Annotated in this window: 16 protein-coding genes; 8 read left to right on the forward strand and 8 right to left on the reverse strand. The window is 45.4% G+C overall.

Annotated features, from left to right (window positions below; all coding sequences use genetic code 11):
• Positions 1–254: 254 nt before the first annotated feature.
• The 3 genes from lnt to QUA02_RS03630 all read right to left on the reverse strand — a co-directional run bounded on the left by lnt (position 255) and on the right by QUA02_RS03630 (position 4,158).
• On the reverse strand, positions 255–1,991 hold the full coding sequence (gene lnt / locus QUA02_RS03620; protein ID WP_333025521.1) for an apolipoprotein N-acyltransferase: 1,737 nt from the start codon (positions 1,989–1,991) through the stop codon (positions 255–257).
• 189 nt (positions 1,992–2,180) lie between these two features.
• On the reverse strand, positions 2,181–3,263 hold the full coding sequence (gene psbA, locus QUA02_RS03625; protein ID WP_333025365.1) for a photosystem II reaction center subunit D1: 1,083 nt from the start codon (positions 3,261–3,263) through the stop codon (positions 2,181–2,183).
• A 547-nt stretch (positions 3,264–3,810) separates the two neighbouring features.
• Entirely contained in the window at positions 3,811–4,158 is a 348-nt protein-coding gene (locus QUA02_RS03630; RefSeq protein WP_333025367.1) for a histidine triad nucleotide-binding protein, read from the reverse strand.
• A 214-nt stretch (positions 4,159–4,372) separates the two neighbouring features.
• Here QUA02_RS03630 and QUA02_RS03635 point away from each other — a divergent pair, with 214 nt between their 5' ends.
• On the forward strand, positions 4,373–5,902 hold the full coding sequence (locus QUA02_RS03635; protein WP_333025369.1) for a YifB family Mg chelatase-like AAA ATPase: 1,530 nt from the start codon (positions 4,373–4,375) through the stop codon (positions 5,900–5,902).
• A gap of 181 nt (positions 5,903–6,083) precedes the next feature.
• Here QUA02_RS03635 and QUA02_RS03640 read toward each other — a convergent pair whose 3' ends face one another.
• From QUA02_RS03640 to QUA02_RS03650, 3 genes are read right to left on the reverse strand one after another with little or no spacing between them, the layout of a single operon-like run.
• Positions 6,084–6,305, reverse strand: coding sequence for a type II toxin-antitoxin system HicB family antitoxin (locus QUA02_RS03640; protein WP_333025370.1), 222 nt, complete (start codon positions 6,303–6,305; stop codon positions 6,084–6,086).
• A gap of 12 nt (positions 6,306–6,317) precedes the next feature.
• A complete protein-coding gene (locus tag QUA02_RS03645; protein WP_333025372.1) occupies positions 6,318–6,638 on the reverse strand; it encodes an excisionase family DNA-binding protein in 321 nt (106 codons plus the stop codon).
• Between the two features lie 19 nt (positions 6,639–6,657).
• Positions 6,658–6,942 (reverse strand): type II toxin-antitoxin system HicB family antitoxin, encoded by a 285-nt coding sequence (locus QUA02_RS03650; RefSeq protein ID WP_333025374.1) that lies wholly within the window; start codon positions 6,940–6,942, stop codon positions 6,658–6,660.
• Between the two features lie 484 nt (positions 6,943–7,426).
• Between QUA02_RS03650 and QUA02_RS03655 the strand changes: the two genes are divergently transcribed.
• The 3 genes from QUA02_RS03655 (at position 7,427) to QUA02_RS03665 (ending at position 12,260) form a co-directional block, all read left to right on the forward strand.
• Positions 7,427–9,583: a helix-turn-helix domain-containing protein gene (locus QUA02_RS03655; RefSeq protein WP_333025375.1), complete on the forward strand. Its 2,157-nt coding sequence runs from the start codon at positions 7,427–7,429 to the stop codon at positions 9,581–9,583.
• 380 nt (positions 9,584–9,963) lie between these two features.
• On the forward strand, positions 9,964–11,259 hold the full coding sequence (gene purB / locus QUA02_RS03660) for an adenylosuccinate lyase (RefSeq protein WP_333025522.1): 1,296 nt from the start codon (positions 9,964–9,966) through the stop codon (positions 11,257–11,259).
• A gap of 275 nt (positions 11,260–11,534) precedes the next feature.
• Positions 11,535–12,260: a M15 family metallopeptidase gene (locus QUA02_RS03665; protein WP_333025377.1), complete on the forward strand. Its 726-nt coding sequence runs from the start codon at positions 11,535–11,537 to the stop codon at positions 12,258–12,260.
• 74 nt (positions 12,261–12,334) lie between these two features.
• Here the strand turns inward: QUA02_RS03665 and QUA02_RS03670 are convergent, their stop codons facing one another.
• A complete protein-coding gene (locus tag QUA02_RS03670; protein WP_333025379.1) occupies positions 12,335–13,177 on the reverse strand; it encodes an SH3 domain-containing protein in 843 nt (280 codons plus the stop codon).
• Between the two features lie 244 nt (positions 13,178–13,421).
• Between QUA02_RS03670 and QUA02_RS03675 the strand changes: the two genes are divergently transcribed.
• Positions 13,422–14,789 (forward strand): NACHT domain-containing protein, encoded by a 1,368-nt coding sequence (locus QUA02_RS03675; RefSeq protein ID WP_333025381.1) that lies wholly within the window; start codon positions 13,422–13,424, stop codon positions 14,787–14,789.
• Complete coding sequence (locus QUA02_RS03680; protein ID WP_333025383.1) at positions 14,790–15,116, forward strand: hypothetical protein; 327 nt, start codon at positions 14,790–14,792, stop codon at positions 15,114–15,116.
• Between the two features lie 34 nt (positions 15,117–15,150).
• Here the strand turns inward: QUA02_RS03680 and QUA02_RS03685 are convergent, their stop codons facing one another.
• On the reverse strand, positions 15,151–15,714 hold the full coding sequence (locus tag QUA02_RS03685; RefSeq protein WP_333025385.1) for a Uma2 family endonuclease: 564 nt from the start codon (positions 15,712–15,714) through the stop codon (positions 15,151–15,153).
• A gap of 193 nt (positions 15,715–15,907) precedes the next feature.
• On the opposite strand from QUA02_RS03685, the gene QUA02_RS03690 reads away from it, so the two are divergent.
• Both QUA02_RS03690 and secD read left to right on the forward strand, forming a co-directional pair.
• Positions 15,908–16,891: an alpha-ketoacid dehydrogenase subunit beta gene (locus QUA02_RS03690; protein ID WP_333025386.1), complete on the forward strand. Its 984-nt coding sequence runs from the start codon at positions 15,908–15,910 to the stop codon at positions 16,889–16,891.
• Positions 16,892–17,042: 151 nt separating this feature from the next.
• The gene (gene secD, locus QUA02_RS03695) at positions 17,043–18,434 is read left to right on the forward strand and encodes a protein translocase subunit SecD (protein WP_333025388.1); all 1,392 of its coding nucleotides are present in this window, start codon (positions 17,043–17,045) and stop codon (positions 18,432–18,434) included.
• The last annotated feature ends 95 nt before the right edge of the window (positions 18,435–18,529 follow it).

Consider the following 18,529-nt stretch of genomic DNA (forward strand, 5'->3'; position numbering starts at 1 on the left):
GTTGTTAGTTGTTAGTTGTTGGTTGTTGGTTGTTGGTTGTTGGTTATTAGTTATTGGTTGTTAGTTATTAGTTGTTAGTTGTTAGTAACTGTAGGGTGCGTCGCTATTGAAAATTACTGAAACAAATTGATAATTGAGTGAGCGACGCACCTAAGCAATGAGTGAACTGTAGGGGTGGATTCACCAATAATCCTGACAGTGCAGACAGATTCAATAAACCCGCCCCCGCCGCACCAGCAAACCCTTTACTAACATTAATTTCTAACAATCAACCGCATTAACCCAGCCAATACTAACAATACAGGCGTCAGCCAATCTCCCCACCGCACGTACAAAGTCCGAGTTTGCCGCCGATAAATAGTAGTATCTCGGACTTCATACGTATTAATTCCCGACTTCCAAACCGTTTCGCCGCGAGGATTTACAAAAGCAGAGTAACCCGTATTAGTGGCGATAACTGCCCATCTATCCGTTTCAATTGCCCGCATTACATCTAGAGCATGATGTTGAGCCAGCATCGGCGGTTTGTAATGGGCATTGTTGGAAGCTGTGAGCATAAATTCGCCTCCATTCGCCGCCTGATATCTGAAAATTTCAGCAAACGCCGAATCGTAACAAATTCCGACAATGGCGCGACCAAACGGCGTATCAAATAATTGTTTTGAGTTTCCTGGTACTAAACGAGCATCTAAGGGAGAAAGCCGATTAATAATCCCGCCTAAAATTTCGTAAAAAGGGATATATTCGCCTAAAGGCACTAGCTTTAGTTTATCATAGCGGCCGATAATTTCTCCTGTTTTGTCGATCGCCAATAAGCTGTTAGTGATACTATTCTCTTGCTGTCCGAATCCTCCAATCCAAGCCACCACACCGCGTTCGAGAATAGCTTGGTAAAAAGAAAGAGTAGAACGCTGATACTCGTTTGTCCAGATAAAAGGCAAAGCCGTCTCTGGAATTAACACAGCATCGACTTTTCTGTCTGCTAACTGTTTGTATCCAGTGGTGTAACCTTCCAAAGCGCGCCGCCAACCCCCTGAGTCAAACTTAATCTCGTTAGGAATATTGCCTTGAATAATTCCTATTTTTAATGATGTTCCCGCCTCTTGCATTAAGGGGCGATTGTACAAACTCCAGCCTGCAATATGCAAAACTAAACACAAACTCGCCGGCAAAATATAAGCAATCCAATTCTTCCTTCTTCCTTCTTCCTTCTTCCTTCTTCCTTCTATAAAAGCTTCGGCGATTAAGCCATTTACTGCTACAATAGCGGCTGTTACTGCGCTGGGCCCGGAGAGTTGACCGAGGTGCAATATTGCTAAATTGTGCGGGCTTTGCGTGTAAGATAGAGATGTCCACCACAGCGAACCCATACTCCAAATACTTTCTAAGGCGCACCACAAAGCTGTGCCAATTAAAACGCGAGTTAATGCTAAAAATTGAGCTTTACCCCCCCCAGCCCCCCCTTGTAAAAGGGGGGAGTTAAGAATAAGAATTGAATTTTTTCCTGGTAAACTGAAGGAGTTGAGAATTACAAATAGCCACGCCCAAACGGCGACTAATGCTGCTCCCCAGAGGGTGATGAAGACCCAGCAAAAAAGTGCGATCGCCAAACTCGGCCACCAAGGAACTCCCAACCAAGTCATCGGGTGAATTCCCATAATCCAAGATAAAGCTAATCCGTGATAGCCAAATCCCCAGAGTGAAGGAAGAAGAAAGTTCGGCAACGGATTCTGTAACGGATGTAACGGATGGATTTTGAGGAAAGAAGGAAGAAAGAGAAATTTTTGTTTTTGTTCTTGTATTTTTGGCTTTTGATAACTGACAACCAAAACCCACAGGGGAGCTAATGCTACCCAAGCGAACAGCCAAGCATTTACTGGTGCGGTTGTCAATCCCATCAAAATGCCGCTGAAAAGTGCGATCGCCCAGGCTAATGTTTTGGATTTCTCAACGGCTAGTTTTTCAAATTTAAGCCTGTTAAATATCGCCACTTTGATAATTGCCAAAAATAATAATTCCTAATCAATATATCAGATCGATCGGGAAGTGCGGCAACGAGCAGTCTGCGGGATTTAACGGATTTAACGGATTTAACCCAAGGAAATATCTTAAATTATACTTCCCAAAACAAAAAGCGCCCTCCTTTGGAGAGAGCGCTTTTTGTCAATCAACAGCTAAATTTAGCCGTTGATGGAAGGAGCAACCATTGCTACTGGGGTGACATCACCGGCTGCCAAGTCGAGCGGGAAGTTGTGAGCGTTGCGCTCGTGCATTACTTCCATACCCAAGTTAGCGCGGTTGATAACATCAGCCCAAGTGTTGATGACGCGACCTTGCGAGTCGATAATCGATTGGTTGAAGTTGAAACCGTTTAAGTTGAACGCCATCGTGGAAATACCCAAAGCGGTAAACCAGATGCCGACAACTGGCCATGCACCTAACAAGAAGTGCAAAGAACGGCTGTTGTTAAAGCTGGCATATTGGAAAATCAAACGACCGAAGTAGCCGTGGGCTGCAACGATGTTGTAGGTTTCTTCTTCTTGACCGAATTTGTAACCGTAGTTTTGCGATTCGGTTTCACTTGTCTCGCGAACCAAGCTAGAAGTAACGAGAGAACCGTGCATGGCGGAGAACAGAGCACCGCCGAATACACCGGCAACTCCCAACATGTGGAAGGGGTGCATCAGGATGTTGTGCTCGGCTTGGAACACGATCATGAAGTTGAATGTGCCGCTGATACCCAGGGGCATTCCGTCAGAAAAGCTGCCTTGCCCGATCGGGTAAATCAAGAATACTGCGGTCGCAGATGCCACAGGTGCAGAGTAAGCGACGCATATCCAAGGACGCATTCCCAAGCGGTAGCTCAGTTCCCACTGACGGCCCATGTAGCAAAAAATGCCGATGAGGAAGTGGAAAACTACGAGCTGGTAAGGGCCGCCGTTGTACAACCACTCATCGAGGGAAGCAGCTTCCCAGATGGGATAGAAGTGAAGCCCGATCGCGTTTGATGAAGGAACAACAGCACCACTAATGAGGTTGTTGCCGTACATCAAGGAACCTGAAACTGGTTCGCGGATGCCGTCGATGTCCACAGGAGGAGCAGCGATGAAGGCGATGATGTAGCAGATGGTGGCGCTGAGCAAGGTGGGAATCATCAGAGTCCCGAACCAACCCACATAAATGCGGTTGTCCGTGCTAGTTACCCACTCGCAGTAACGTTCCCAAACGTTAGCGTTTTCGCGACGCTGTAGGGTTGTTGTCATTTGGTTTATGATTGCTTAATTGAATTTTCCAGGTTCATTGTGGGGATGCCCCACGCTTCTATTAGTAACACTACTAACTAAAGTTTGCCAAGGGCTTAGTGCTGACATTTGTAAAATTTTACAAACCTTTACAAACGTTGATTTTTAGTAAATATTTGTAGTTATTTATAAAGTAATTTTACGGGAAAACTAGGATTAAATATAGCAACCACAAGAGCTGAATCTCTTGTCTGTAGCTTTGTTCAGTAGTTATATTAAATTATTGTTTTTCAGGTCGATGACCTTTCCATTTAAATATCTCTTAATTAGGTCTTGAAGAGATGATTTTTAATATTTATTTACATATCACCGGTGGATTTGGCGAACGTAATTTTTTATATGGAGAATACTGAAAACGCGGTTTATAGTGCGATCGGGCTGCATTCTCAACAACACCGATCAACCGGGTTTATTGACGAAAAAGAAACCCGGTTTCTGAAGCGCTTGGCAATAGAAATAAACCGGGTTTCTGAGGATGAGTCCGTAAGTCCTGCGTAAAAATCAGCCTTTAGCCAGGGGGCCACTTCATCTGCCGACCGCCGAGAATGTGAAGGTGCAAGTGGTCTACAGTTTGCCCGCCGTCGCTGCCAGTATTAATGACGACGCGATAGCCGTTGCTAAGTCCGAGTTGTTCTGCTACCCGTTTGACAGTCAGCAGCAGGTGTCCCATGAGAGCATGATCTTCCGACTCGGCATCGGCTAATTTGGCAATAGGCTGTTTGGGAATGACGAGGATGTGGACGGGTGCTTGCGGATGGATATCTCTGAACGCGAGGGCCAAGTCGTCCTCATAAACGATGTCTGCTGGAATCTCTTTGCGGATGATTTTGCTGAAAAGCGTTTCTTGAGTTGTCATGGGTGTTAACGAAGTTCGGCAACGGATGTAACGGATTGTGTAACGGATGTAACGGATGTCGGGAAGAGGTAAGAGGGAAGACGCAGCAGGAGAGAAGGAAGAAGAGAAAAGGAAGAGGCAAGAAAAGTTTTTCTTACCTCTTCCGATATTCATTAGTCATTGTTAATCATAATAGATGATGAATCAAGCACAGGCAAATTAAGGATAAAGAAAAATGCTTGCTAGGGTTTGGAGTGCATCGATCGTAGGAATTGACGCGGTAAAGGTGGGTGTCGAGGCTGATGTGTCGGGGGGGCTACCGAAAATTGTGGTTGTGGGGTTGCCGGATTCTGCGGTGCAAGAAGCTAAAGAAAGGGTTAAGGCTACGCTGAAAAATTCGGGATATGCTTTTCCGATGCGGAGTATTGTGATTAATTTAACTCCGGCGGATTTGCGGAAGGAAGGGCCGAGTTTCGATCTGCCGATCGCCATTGGCATTTTAGCAGCATCGGAACAGGTCAGCACTGAGCTTTTGGGAGATCATTTATTTTTGGGGGAACTCTCTTTGGACGGGAGTTTGCGGCCTGTGGCGGGGGTTTTGCCGATCGCCGCTGCTGCTCAAAAAATGGGCATTTCGGGGTTAATTGTGCCAGCGGCCAATGCGGCAGAAGCCGCTTTAGTACAAGGAATATCTGTTTACGGTTTTGAGAATATATTTGCAGTTACTGATTTTTTGAACAATCCTCAAGCTTATTCGCCGGTAGAAATAAACGGTAGACAAGAATTAGCAAAAACGCGGTTTCCGGGTTTAGATTTAAAGGATGTAAAGGGGCAAATTCACGCGAGACGGGCTTTGGAAATTGCGGCGGCCGGTGGACACAATTTAATTTTTGTGGGGCCGCCAGGGAGCGGTAAGACTATGCTGGCGAGACGTTTGCCGGGGATTTTGCCACCGCTGACTTTTGATGAAGCTTTGGATGTGACTCAAATTCATTCGGTGGCTGGGTTCTTGAAGGATAAGGGTATGCTGGTGAGCGATCGACCTTTTCGCAGTCCTCACCATTCAGCATCGGGGCCTTCTCTGGTTGGCGGGGGCAGTTTTCCGCGTCCGGGTGAAATTTCGTTAGCACATCGCGGCGTACTTTTCCTGGATGAATTAACAGAGTTCAAAAGAGACGTTTTGGAGTTTTTGCGGCAACCATTAGAAGATGGTTATGTGACGATTTCTCGAACCCGACAATCGGTGATGTTTCCGGCACAATTTACATTAGTTGCGAGTACAAATCCCTGCGCTTGCGGTTACTACGGCGATTCGATTCAACAGTGTACTTGTTCGCCGCAAAAGAGGGAGCAATATTGGGCAAAACTTTCAGGGCCTTTGATGGATCGGATTGATTTGCAAGTGGCGGTTAATCGTTTGAAACCGGAGGAAATTACCAGACAGGCGACGGGGGAGGAGTCGGAACCGGTGCGGGTGAGGGTGCAGCGGGCGCGAGAGATGGCGACTCGCCGTTTTCAGTCGGAAGCTGGCTTGCGGTGTAACGCGCAGATGCTAAGCAGCCACATTAACGAATGGTGTCAGTTGGATGATGCTTCTCGGAATTTGTTGGAGATGGCGATTCGGAAGTTGGGGCTTTCGGCGCGGGCTAGCGATCGAATTTTGAAGGTTGCTAGAACTATTGCTGATTTGTCGGGGGATGAAAGCTTGAAAACCAATCATGTGGGGGAGGCGGTGCAGTATCGGACGATCGATCGGATGCAGTAATTTTATACCAATTATTAAAAGTACGCGAACATCTGTAGGGACACGGCAATGCCGTGTCCGGCGCGGGGAGTAGGACACGGCATTGCCGTGTCCCTACGGTTGGCTTTGACTTTTAATAATTGGTATAAGATTGAGGATTGTAGCAAGACTTTTGTAAATTGGTATTATTGGCGATCGTTTTTCAAGTCGTAAGTTGATATATTGCAGGTCGATATTTTGGTTCGGGAATGGGTTTTCCCGCAGCTTTTGCAGCTTCCAGCCATGCTGTTTTAGCAATCTGTACTTCCTGCAAAGCTGATTCTGGGGTTTCGCCAAAAGCGGAACAGTATTTTAAATCAGGAATATCGGCAATGTAGCCTTCATCTTGGTTGCTGTAAAAAATATTGATGTGATAGTCTTTCATGGTTCATCATCCTTAATTTTGAGCTATATCGTGTATTCCAGCTTCGTAAAATCCTTCCTCTTGAAGAAATTGAGTTAATGCCTTAAGTCCTTGGCGACGCATCACTTTTCGCTGTTCTCGATAAATGATTAAATCCTTAAATCGAATCCGCCGATGGGAACCTACTTTGATATAAGGAATTGCTCCTTCATCTAGCAACTTGACAAGAAATAGTCGCGATACATTCAGGATATCCGCAGCTTGCTGCGTCGTCAGTTGGCGATTGTGCAGAATATCAAGCAAATACATGGAAAACAGAAGACAATCATTAAATACAACAGCAAGTTTAGCCATATTAAAAAGTGAATTAATCCTATTCCTCGTATAAACCAGCTTCTTCAGTCATTTCGATTAGCTTATCTAATAGTTTACGGCGCTTTCTGTCGCGATGTTCTTGATAAATCATTGTTGCTGGCAATGGTTTACATTCAGCTTGGCAACTTTCGATTAGTAACTCTATTACCTCTCGTGCATTGTAGATAGCTTCTTCATAAGAATCTCCGTGAGTTACTGGTTGGATTACATCCTCAAATTCAGGCAAAAACACGACAAAGCATCGATCTTCTTCTGACCATTGGATAACAACTGTATATTTCATGGTTCTGAAGTTTCGGGTTGAAGTTATAGTCCTGGACACCCTAGCCCACAAAGAAACCGGGTTTTTTAACTCTTATTGAGGGTTTTAAGCAAGTATTGTGGTTAAAAAACCCGGTTTCTGGCTACCCGTGCGCATTCAAGCGGCAAAAGCCAATAAGCCTGAAACTACCGTCAGCCAAGAGTTTTAGAGAAGCATTATCCACTTCCAAGCTGGGAGTGGATGACTTTTTCAGTCAGCAAGGCAGTTTGCCATAACGCTAGGCACGGGTAAGCTCTGAGGTAAGCGATCTCAGTTCCGTAATACTTTGCTAAATCTGGGTTACAGCCTACCGAAATAGTAGGGAGATTGCAAGACCCCTGTTCCCCTTATCTAAGAAAAGGTCAGATATCCTAATGTTACTCGCATAAATTTTGCCTTTCCCCAACTTTTTTGCATATATGCTATAATTTTTTATATCTTGTAGCATATATGAGGAAAGAGCGTCATGACACATAGCATACATGATTTTCCGTTCGACCTGGGGCAGACTCTAGCTGAGCTGAGAAACGCAGCCGGTAAGACGCAGACTGATATCGCTGGAAATCTCAAAATAGATCAAAGCCGTGTCTCGCGTATCGAGAAAGGGACTGTCTCTCCCACTCAAAGCGAGATTGATGGATATTTAAGTGCTATTGGAACAGATGATGCAAAGGCTTATCACGAGTTTCTGAAGCTGCGTTGGATACATTTAAATAGCCCGTCTTTCTGGCATCCACAGCGAGAAGAACTGTGTAAAGCTGAGACTTCTTTGCAAAAGCTGGAAACTTTCAAATCTCAGTCGAAGGTGTTGAAGCAGCAGCTAAATGAAGCTCAGTTGTATGGTGATACGCTACTGCGTGAGGCAAAATATCTTAGCGATCTCAATCACTCCCTTGCCTTCATTGGGAAAGTTGGTATTGGTAAGACAACAGCCATTTGCAAGCTAACAGGACTTGTTAATCCCCAAGAGCCAAAATTCAATCGAAAAAGTGTTCTTTCAACAGGCAAAGGCAGAACAACTGCTTGTGAAGTTCATATCCGGCCTCGGAATAAATTTGGGCTAGTTGTTCATCCTTGTTCGGAAGATGAGATAAATAAAGTAATTGAGGACTTTTGGGCAGTTTGGAAAAATAGCACTGAAGAAGATGCAGAGAATAAAAGAACAGATGTTTCTTGGGAAATAGAGCGTGCGCTCCGTAACATGATTAAGTCAGTCAGTGAGAATAAGGAAAGTGATGATCCTTTGGTAGATATAGTGAAGCAATGCGAAAATCTAGCTACTTTCCGAACAGAGATTTTTGAACGGCTGAAACTTTCGGAAAGGAAACAACAAGAATTCTGGTTTGATGAAACGTCCGAACAGACAAATCGCGAAAATCTTCAGAATAAGTTTAGGAATATTAACTATAGCTTAGACAACGATTTACCCTTGCCACAACGAATCGATGTTTTTGTTACCGATAACTTTTTTCAGTTTTCCCCCTACGAATTAGAACTTGTTGATACAAGAGGAGTCGATGTAGAAGGTACAGCGAAAGGAACGGTTATTAGACAGGATTTGATTGACTACCTAGACGATCCACGTACTCTAACTGTTTTATGTTGTAAGTTCGACGATGCACCAGGGGATCTGATATATAGTCTCATCGATAAGCTAAGTGAAACCCGCGAAGAAGCATTTAAAGAGCGGGTCATTATCCTTATTCTACCCCACAATGATGATGCTCTCGAAACAACAGATAATGCTGGCAACGAAATAGAAACAGAAGAAGAGGCATACAAGCAGAAGCACAGTGAAGTTCAAAGAAAGCTCAGAAAGCTACAGCAAAAGAGCAATGAAGTGCTCAAGATGCCCATCTTCTTCTTTAACGCTAGCTCAGAAGGTCCCGTGCAGGTTGCAGAATTACTAAATAAGCCACTAGAAACCTTGCGATTGACCCATGTTAAACCTCTCCTAGAGGCTGTAGATGCCCTTGATGTTCTAATTAAAGACATAGAAGAAAAAAACGCACGGGAGGCTCGCAAAAATGTCATCGCAGCTTTAAAGATTTTCTTGGAACAAAATCCGCAACTTCCGCTTTCAGCACGGAAAGTAGAAGATGAATACCTAATGGAAGAAATGAGCAAAGCACATCCAAAGAAAGTATTAGCAACTGTTCGTCGTTGTGGAAGCTCGGATAGTCTTAATGTTTATGTTCTTCTTAGTAATGGAGCTAGAAATATTGCTTGGTACAGTAGCAACAAGCCTTTTTTTGAATTAATGGGCATCACAAATAATCTGCTTGGCAATTCAGACCTAAAACCCGCACACAATTTCTTGAGACAAATTAAAACGAATTGGAGTGTGTGGCGTGAAGATTTCATTAAGTATGCTGAACAAACTGGCAAGCAAGTATTTCAATTTCAACTTGAATACTATTTCAGTTGGGCAGAGTGTGCTGCTATGTACGGTCAAAAGGGCAAATTTCGCGATGGGGTTACCGAAAAACTTGAACAGTGGTTTAATGCACCTGAACAACAGCACTTGCATGATCTCTTAAAAAACCGCATCGAAAAAGCATGGCAGGAGAAAGTTTTAGAGCAGTTGAGTAATCTAACAGATGAGGACATAGAAGCTGAATAAAATGTCATTAATCAGGGGTATCGGAAGGTGTTCTAGATATCCCTGAAAATGAAACGAAGGAAGCTGCTGCTACAGTCTCCGCGTCCGATCGAATTCGATACCTAGATACCTTCAATCTCCTGCGGCGTCCAAGCTGGTGTTATCAGTCACTAGGTAATTAAAGCAACGTAGTCCCGTGCTGCTTTACTAGATGGCCTAAAGCGTGCAGAATCTTCTCTTTCGATCGACTCATCTGGCAATTGTCAGTCTCTGCGGACGATCGGTCTACGGACGATGTGTCACATATCTCGATCGCCCGATCGCCCCAAATTCCCCATCCCGACTCAAGACCGAGGCCGCGCAGAGGTACAATAGGACGATCGCATTCCCCAACTCCCACCGTGATAGAGCGCTACACTTTGCCCGAAATGGGCAACATCTGGACTGAAACCGCCAAACTCAAAAGCTGGCTGCAAGTAGAAATCGCTGTCTGCGAAGCTCAAGCCGAACTCGGCTACATCCCCGCCGCCGCAGTCGAAGAAATCAAAGCTAAGGCTAATTTTGACCCCAAACGAGTCCTCGAAATTGAAGCGGAAGTCCGCCACGACATGATCGCCTTCTTGACAAATGTCAACGAATATGTAGGCGATGCCGGCCGCTACATTCACCTCGGTTTAACCAGTTCCGACGTGCTCGATACTGCTTTGGCGCTGCAATTAGTCGCCAGCGTCAATATCTTGTTAGAACGTGTCGAAGATTTGAGTCAAGCTATTCGCTATCAGGCCCAACAGCATCGCAATACCGTGATGGTAGGCCGATCGCACGGAATTCACGCCGAACCCATCACCTTTGGCTTTAAACTAGCAGGATGGCTGGCAGAAGTCTTTCGCAACCGCGCCCGATTAGTGAATTTGCGATCGTCCATTGCAGTCGGCAAAATCTCCGGCGCAGTCGGAACCTATGCTAATATTGACCCGCGAATAGAAGCGATCGCCTGTCAAAACCTCGGACTCGAACCCGATACCGCATCCACTCAAGTCATATCGCGCGATCGACACGCCGAATACGTCCAAACCTTAGCACTTTTAGCAGCATCGATCGAGCGTTTTGCAGTAGAAATCCGCAACCTCCAACGCACCGACGTTCTCGAAGTCGAAGAATTCTTTTCCAAAGGGCAAAAAGGCTCATCCGCCATGCCCCACAAACGCAACCCGATTCGATCGGAAAGACTCACAGGAATGGCGAGAATTGTCCGCGCCAACGCCGTCGCAGCCTTAGAAAATGTGGCGCTTTGGCACGAAAGAGACATTTCTCACAGTTCCGTAGAACGGATGATTTTGCCCGACAGTTCCACTGTTACCCACTTTATGTTAGTAGAAACCACAGACTTAGTAAAACACCTGCTAGTCTATCCCGAAAATATGAAGCGAAACATGAACCTTTACGGCGGAGTCATCTTCAGCCAGCGCGTGATGTTAGCCTTAGTAGAAAAAGGCACCAGTCGCGAAGACGCCTACAAAATTGTGCAATCTTGCGCTCACGAAGCTTGGAACAAAACGGGCGGCAATTTTTACAATTTGATTGCTAATGACGATCGGGTAACAGCTAAGATGACGACCAAAGAAATTGATGATTGTTTCGATCCGCAGTATCAATTGAGGCACTTAGATTTAGTGTATCAGCGCTTGGGAATTTGAGGGAAATTAACAATTAAAAATTAGTTCGAGAAGTGATTTATCATTCTCGCGCTTGTCTCACAGTCCGCCGGGGGTTGAAACCCCCGTCTCATAGCTAAAGTCGGTTAAAACCGACTGAAAGACTCATAAAATAAAAGTTTTAGAGAAATATTTCAGTCCTCTTTAGAGGACTTTAGCTATGAGACAGGGGTTTTAACCCCTGGCGGGCCAGACGACAAGCGCGAAAATTCCCAATAATTGTAAAAAACCCTATAAGATATCAAATTAACAGAGCTATGAAATTAAGTCAATTGGCAAAATATCTAATTCTATTCATCCTCGTATTACTATCTACAACCACACTGAATTATACAACATCTATTCGCGCCCAGGAGCCGCCACAAGTGCAAATTACCCAACCAGAACCAAACCCAGTATTACCTGAAAGTATTTTCATGAGTCAACTTCCCAGTTGGGCGCGCCTTGTTGACATCCGCACCGTAAATCGCAACATTCGCCTCGATATCCGCTACGCTACTACTAACAATTTCTTGAAACGAAAACTTTATACAGTAGCAAAATGTGCTTTGAGAGCTTCTGTTGCTCAAAAATTAGCTCTTGTTCAAACAGATTTGGAAAAAATCGGGCTAGGTTTAAAAGTTTATGATTGCTACAGGCCTTTTTCTGTGACTAAGCAAATGTGGGCAGTTTTGCCAGATCCGCGCTATGTTGCTAATCCTGCGAGGGGTTCGCGGCACAATCGCGGTGCTGCTATTGATTTGACTTTAGTCGATCGCACTGGCAAAGAATTAGAAATGCCTACACCTTACGATGATTTTACCGAAAAAGCTCACGCAGATTATCAAGGCGGCAGCGCCCAATCTCGGAAAAATCGTCAAGTGCTCGAAAATGCGATGAAAAAACACGGATTTATCGGTATCACAACAGAATGGTGGCACTTTGATTCGGAAGATTGGCAGAAATTTGCGATTCTCGATATCTCGCTTGGGGCGATTCCTTAATTATACTATTTATTAAAAGTCGTATATCCGGGTAGAGACACGGCAGGGCCGTGTCCCTACAGATGTCAGGGAAATTATCGCAATTTAACCGAAAATTCGTATTCGTATCCCCGGAAATTAGAGTCTAATTGTAATGTGTAATTGCCAGTAACAGGGATTTTTCCACTCCACTCTGTTTCATTGCCTTGATAAGGATCTCCTGCTAAAAGTTTGCCACCAGGAGTTATAATTTGCGGGAAAACATCTTTCCGATTCCTAACAGTCATTGTTTGATTCTTAGTGGCGCGAATCCGGTAAGAGTGGCTGCCGCCGCCGATAATTCGACCTTTGACGATCGCCTCATCTCCTCCCGGCAGAAAATTAATCTGCTGGTTGACGTTAGAACAACTGCTTTCGGTGCGGTTTTTGGCAATCCAACCGGGAACTGGATCGGTAATTCGCAGCCAACCGTTTTGTTCTTCGGCTACTGAAACAAAGGTATTATTATTAAGGGTTCCTACTATTTTGCTGTCGCTTACTTGCGGGTTCGATCGCACATTTAGCGGTGGATTCGGATCGCTGACTACAGCCTGGGTGATTTTGCAACCCGAATTTGGCGGTGTGACAACTACTGGCCCAACTGTTCCCTGCGATACTTCTGCAACTAGCGAGGATTGAAGTGCGGGGGTTTTTGCAGGTTGGGTTTGGGATTTCGGAGATTCCGCAGCTTGGGTTTGTGCTTGCAGAGTTTCTGGTTGCCGAGATTCGGGATTGTTAGTCGGCGCTGCAATCGGGTTTCTGGTGGATGCCGGGGATTGTGCGAGGGGGGGATTGGATTGTTCGATCGCACCCGACTGTATAGTTGCAGCAGCCACTCCCACCGCTGTTGCCAGCCCTGCTAAGCTTACTGTGATGATTTGACCCTTCGTAAATGACATAAAAAACCCTCTCTGTATCTATACTGATAATTTTTGTTTGGGAGTTGGGGCGATCGCCAGTTAATTTATAGTGGAAATACCTAGTGCGGGCACAGGGTCAGGATTTTTAGATAAAATTTCAGATCCATAATTGTCGCAATAATTTGAGTCAATATATACTGGACGCCTATACTGATGGTAATCTTGCTCTGGGTTATTTGCGCGCAAATTTACGAAAGTAAGCGTTCAGCGCGAGGTACATAAAATGTCAAAATTGATTCCTCACAGATTACAACCGCCTCGCGATCGATTGTTGGAGGAGGTGAAGCAGGAAGTCCAAGCAGGGCGATCCCAGTCTTTGCACGCTGCTGTGCTGGCTAACCTCAGCCAAGACTCGCCGCCTCTGGGTGTGGACCGCTGTTGGGATGTGGAAGTGAAAGCCGGCAACCGTCCGAGTTTTCGGCTTCCTCCCAAAGCAAGCGTTGCTAAAGTTTTCGATCGCACCGGCGGCAAATTGGTAATTTTGGGTGCCACGGGTTCCGGCAAAACCACGACGTTGCTAGAATTGGCTCTGGTGTTAGTTTCCCGCGCCGAAAAAGATGCTAGTTTCCCAATACCGGTGCTGTTTGAACTCGGATCGTGGAAAGCAGAATCTGGGGCGATCGCAGATTGGTTAATTGCTCAACTTCACTTCAAATACGGCATCTCTCCTGCTGTAGGCAAAAAATGGCTCGCCGAACAAAAATTGCTGCCTCTCCTCGACGGGCTCGACGAAGTAGAAACCCACCGCCAAAATATCTGCATTCAAGCAATCAATCAGTTTGTTGAAAGCGAATTTAAACCAAAACATTTAGTAGCTTGCAGCAGTTTTGAAGCTTACAAAAACTGCGATACTAGATTTCGCCTGCAAGCAGCGGTTTTATTGAAACCTTTAACAGAAACTCAAATTCACAATTATTTACTAGAAGCCAGAAGCCGCGAACTTTGGTACAGCATTGAGCGGGAGCCGGAGTTGTTGAAATTGGCAAAAGTTCCCTTGCTTTTGAGCATGATGGCTCTGGCTTACGACGATATTTTAATCGAATCTTGGAAGCGCATAACTTCCGCAGAAGAACAGCGCAAATATCTGTTAACTGCCTACATCCGCCACCAAATGACCGGGGAAGTCAAGCAGTATCCCAGAAGCAAGGAACTGCGGCCCGAACAAATTCGCCACTGGCTGGGATGGTTGGCGAGAAGGATGGAACAGCAAGGAATTCAAGAATTTTACCTCGATCGCATACCGTCAAGCTGGCTGCAAACAGGCGAGGAGCAGCGCAAGTATCAGTTTGGAGTTAAGCTAGTTGGCGGGCTGATTTGGGTGATTTTTGGATTAATTGCCACCCTAGTCTCCGGGTCGATTTGGGGATTAATTGCGGGTGCTGTTGCTGCGCTAATTAGTGCTTTGTTGCCGGGGATTCCGGGTATTGAAAGTTTTATATTGCGCCTCGTGCTGTGGTCGAAGGGCTACATTCCTTGGGATTACAAGCGTTTTCTCGATGCTGCCACCGATCGCCTGTTGCTGCAAAAAACGGGCGATCGGCGCTACCGATTTATTCACGATTTATTGCAAAAACATTTTGCTGAAATCTAAATGCCGGAGCTTGACAAAAACAAATATAATGGATGTAACTGTGAAGGAGATTCCAATATTCGACAAGCAAAAGGAAACTCAATGACTGTAAAATTCATTCTGAGCGAATACGTTGACCAAGCAATGGCTGAGGCTATGTATGACAAACTTGAAGATCGTAGCTTTGTTGGAAAAATTCCTGTTTGCAAGGGAATCATCGCCTTTGGTTCAACTTTAAAAGAGTGTCAAAATGAGTTGCGCTCAACTTTGGAAGACTGGATTTTGCTAGGGTGGAAATTGCGACATCGAATCCCCGTCATTGACAAGATTGATTTAAATATGGAATAGCTTGTCCACTACCACACACTCATCCCAAAAAAGTTTATGGTATTTTTGCCATCTGAAATAGCTGGATCGCAGTAAATTCTAATCCATCAAAAAGTGTATCTTTTAATAGAGTATCTCCCATATAAGTCTGCGGTGCTGCATCGGGGTAAAAAACTGTAATGCTTCTAGCCTTGCTATCTACTAACCAAACCCGCAATACCTTAGCATCTAAATAATCTCTCGCTTTAGCAGCTAACTGACCGAAAGTTTGTTCTGGTGAAATAATTTCTATGACTAATTCGGGGACTACAGGACAGGCTTCATCTTGATTCCAGTCGGGAGATAAGCGTTGGTAAGAAACATATAAAAGGTCTGGTACTGGCACCCAATCTCGCCCCAGTCTGGTTAATCTTACCGCCCATTCTACACCTATTTCGCCCCGTTCCTCACCCCACTGTTCGAGGAGTTTTATTAGGCTTCTGGTGAGGCGAGAATGAAATTTTTTAGGTGACATCTTCGGTACAGCTTGCTCGTCAATAAATTCGTAGGTAATATCGCCTTCTCCTTCGGGAAGAGCGAGAAACTCTTCCAGAGTTAGCTCAGTTTTTGTCTGGAGCATAATATTCCTCTGCTGCGGGCAGGCAAGTTAGTATTATTTTAACTTAAATATTCATTGACATAATACAAATGTTATGATAGAGATTGGCAAAATGTCAGGTTTTAACTGTCAAATTTGCGATCGCCTCCTCATCCACACCCCCAAAAGGTTAAGATTCTAATCTGACCCTCCTGCAATCATTGCTTCACCTCCTATGGCAGAAACCTTATTGTTCAACGCCCTCCGCGAGGCGTTAGACGAAGAAATGGCCCGCGACTCCGCCGTATTCGTACTCGGCGAAGACGTAGGTCAATACGGCGGTTCCTACAAAGTCACCAAAGACCTCTACAACAAATACGGCGAACTTAGAGTGCTCGACACCCCGATCGCCGAAAATAGCTTTACAGGCATGGCAGTGGGCGCAGCAATGACGGGATTGCGCCCGATCATCGAAGGCATGAACATGGGCTTTTTGCTGCTGGCCTTCAACCAAATTTCCAACAACGCCGGAATGCTGCGCTACACATCCGGCGGCAACTTCAAAATGCCGATGGTAATTCGCGGGCCCGGCGGCGTGGGCCGGCAACTCGGCGCGGAACACTCCCAGCGGTTAGAAGCATATTTCCAAGCAGTACCGGGTTTGAAAATAGTCGCCTGTTCGACTCCCTACAACGCCAAAGGACTCTTAAAATCAGCAATCCGCGACGATAACCCCGTTCTGTTTTTCGAGCACGTCCTTCTTTACAACCTCAAAGAAAATTTGCCAGAAACAGAATATTTAGTGCCGCTGGACAAAGCAGAAATTGTGCGATCGGGCAAAGATGTCACCATCTTGACATATTCCAGGATGCGGCACCACGTCTTGCAAGCCGTGCCCGCCCTAGTAAAAGAAGGTTACGATCCAGAAGTAATCGACCTAATTTCTCTCAAACCCCTTGACATGGAGACAATTGGCGAATCCATTCGCAAAACCCACAAAGTAATTATTGTAGAGGAGTGCATGAAAACAGGAGGCATCGGTGCCGAATTAATTGCTTCGATTAGCGATCGATTTTTTGACGAACTCGACGCACCGGTTTTGCGCCTGTCTTCACAAGATATTCCCACACCTTACAACGGCAATTTGGAAAGACTGACGATTGTCCAGCCCACTCAAATTGTCGAAGCAGTCCAAAAAATGGTAGCTTTGCGAGTATAAATAGTGATTAGTCAGTAGTCATTGGTTGACTGTTGACTGTTGACTGATGACTGTTGACGGATGACTGATGACCGATGACTGTTGACTAAAATCTGCCAACCGCCAACTGCCAACTGACAACTGCCAACTGACCAATGACTAATAATAAAATATGCAAAAACAACGTTCAATATTAGCCCTAATTTTTGTTTTAATCATCGCCGCCATTACTGTAATAGTAACAATTCCGACGCGGCTGGGATTAGACTTGCAAGGAGGGTCGCAACTCACAATTCAAGTAAAAACTACCCCCACAATTCCCAAAATAGACCAGGGAATGTTAGAAGCAGTGCGGCGGATTGTTGAAAACCGGGTTAACGGTTTGGGCGTTTCCGAAGCATTAGTCCAAACAGTAGGAGAAGACCAAATTCTCGTGCAGTTGCCGGGAGTAAATGACCCGCAGCAAGCAGAACGAGTTTTGGGCGGCACGGCAAAACTAGAATTTCAGGAACAACTGCCCGGAACAGAAACGCAATTAGCCATTGAGAGGCAGTTGCAGCAGGAATTGCTGGCAAAACAAGCAGAATTGAAAACTAGCAACAATGAGGCGGCTATTAAAGAAAATCAGGCTGCTTTGAAAAGAAGCAATGAGGCGATCGCCAAACTATACAAAAGCAGCGGACTCGGCGGCGAAAACCTCAAAGATGCTCAAGCTCAACCCACTGGTAACGACTGGAATGTCGCACTCCGTTTCGACACTAAAGGAGGCGAATTATTTGGGCAACTTACTAAAAATTTAGCCGGCACCGGACGGACTCTCGGCATTTTTCTAGACGACAGAATGATCAGTTCTCCTGTAGTAGGCGTTGAATTTGCCCAGACAGGAATTACTGGTGGCAATGCCGTAATTCAAGGTCGCTTTACAGCGCAAGAAGCTAACGATTTAGGAGTGCAATTGCGCGGCGGCGCTTTGCCGGTGCCGGTCGAAATTGTAGAAAACCGCACGATCGGCGCTAGCTTGGGTAGAGACAGCATTCAAAGCAGTATTAACGCAGGTATCGGCGGCTTAATTCTAGTTTTGATTTTCATGGTTGCCTACTATCGACTCCCCGGCGTAATTGCCAATATTGCTCTGTTAATTTATGCTCTGTTAACTTGGGCTGCCTTCGTGCTGTTGGGAGTAACTTTAACGCTGCCGGGAATTGCTGGTTTTGTCCTCAGCATCGGGATGGCCGTGGATGCTAACGTGCTGATTTTTGAGCGCACGCGGGAAGAGTTGCGGGCGGGGAAATCGCTTTATCGATCGGTAGAATCGGGTTTTTACCGAGCTTTTTCCAGCATTTTAGACGGCAACGTCACAACAGTTATTGCTTGTGCTGCTTTGTTCTGGTTGGGCGCTGGTTTAGTTAAAGGGTTTGCTGTAACGCTGGCATTGGGCGTAGTAGTGAGTATGTTTACTGCTATTACTTGCAGCCGCACTCTACTTTTGGTAGTGTTGGGCTTTCCGGCGCTGCGAAAACCTCAGTGGTTCTGTCCCGGTTTGTCTAAAACAGTTAATAGTTAACTGTTAACTGTTGACTGTTAACTGTTCACTGTTAACTGTTGACAGTTGACTGTTAGCTTCTTCTTTCCTTCTTCCATCCGTTACACAATCCGTTG

It is taken from the genome of Microcoleus pseudofavosus SVA1_A4 (assembly GCF_036700565.1).
GTDB lineage: Bacteria > Cyanobacteriota > Cyanobacteriia > Cyanobacteriales > Microcoleaceae > Microcoleus.

Excerpts from the sequence above, each read along its gene's own strand:
- psbA (WP_333025365.1), bottom strand. The coding sequence starts at position 3,263 with ATGACAACAACCCTACAGCGTCGCGAAAACGCTAACGTTTGGGAACGT.
- QUA02_RS03630 (WP_333025367.1), bottom strand. The coding sequence starts at position 4,158 with ATGACAACTCAAGAAACGCTTTTCAGCAAAATCATCCGCAAAGAGATT.
- QUA02_RS03635 (WP_333025369.1), top strand. The coding sequence starts at position 4,373 with ATGCTTGCTAGGGTTTGGAGTGCATCGATCGTAGGAATTGACGCGGTA.
- QUA02_RS03640 (WP_333025370.1), bottom strand. The coding sequence starts at position 6,305 with ATGAAAGACTATCACATCAATATTTTTTACAGCAACCAAGATGAAGGC.
- QUA02_RS03645 (WP_333025372.1), bottom strand. The coding sequence starts at position 6,638 with ATGGCTAAACTTGCTGTTGTATTTAATGATTGTCTTCTGTTTTCCATG.
- QUA02_RS03650 (WP_333025374.1), bottom strand. The coding sequence starts at position 6,942 with ATGAAATATACAGTTGTTATCCAATGGTCAGAAGAAGATCGATGCTTT.
- QUA02_RS03655 (WP_333025375.1), top strand. The coding sequence starts at position 7,427 with ATGACACATAGCATACATGATTTTCCGTTCGACCTGGGGCAGACTCTA.
- QUA02_RS03665 (WP_333025377.1), top strand. The coding sequence starts at position 11,535 with ATGAAATTAAGTCAATTGGCAAAATATCTAATTCTATTCATCCTCGTA.
- QUA02_RS03670 (WP_333025379.1), bottom strand. The coding sequence starts at position 13,177 with ATGTCATTTACGAAGGGTCAAATCATCACAGTAAGCTTAGCAGGGCTG.
- QUA02_RS03675 (WP_333025381.1), top strand. The coding sequence starts at position 13,422 with ATGTCAAAATTGATTCCTCACAGATTACAACCGCCTCGCGATCGATTG.
- QUA02_RS03680 (WP_333025383.1), top strand. The coding sequence starts at position 14,790 with ATGCCGGAGCTTGACAAAAACAAATATAATGGATGTAACTGTGAAGGA.
- QUA02_RS03685 (WP_333025385.1), bottom strand. The coding sequence starts at position 15,714 with ATGCTCCAGACAAAAACTGAGCTAACTCTGGAAGAGTTTCTCGCTCTT.
- QUA02_RS03690 (WP_333025386.1), top strand. The coding sequence starts at position 15,908 with ATGGCAGAAACCTTATTGTTCAACGCCCTCCGCGAGGCGTTAGACGAA.
- secD (WP_333025388.1), top strand. The coding sequence starts at position 17,043 with ATGCAAAAACAACGTTCAATATTAGCCCTAATTTTTGTTTTAATCATC.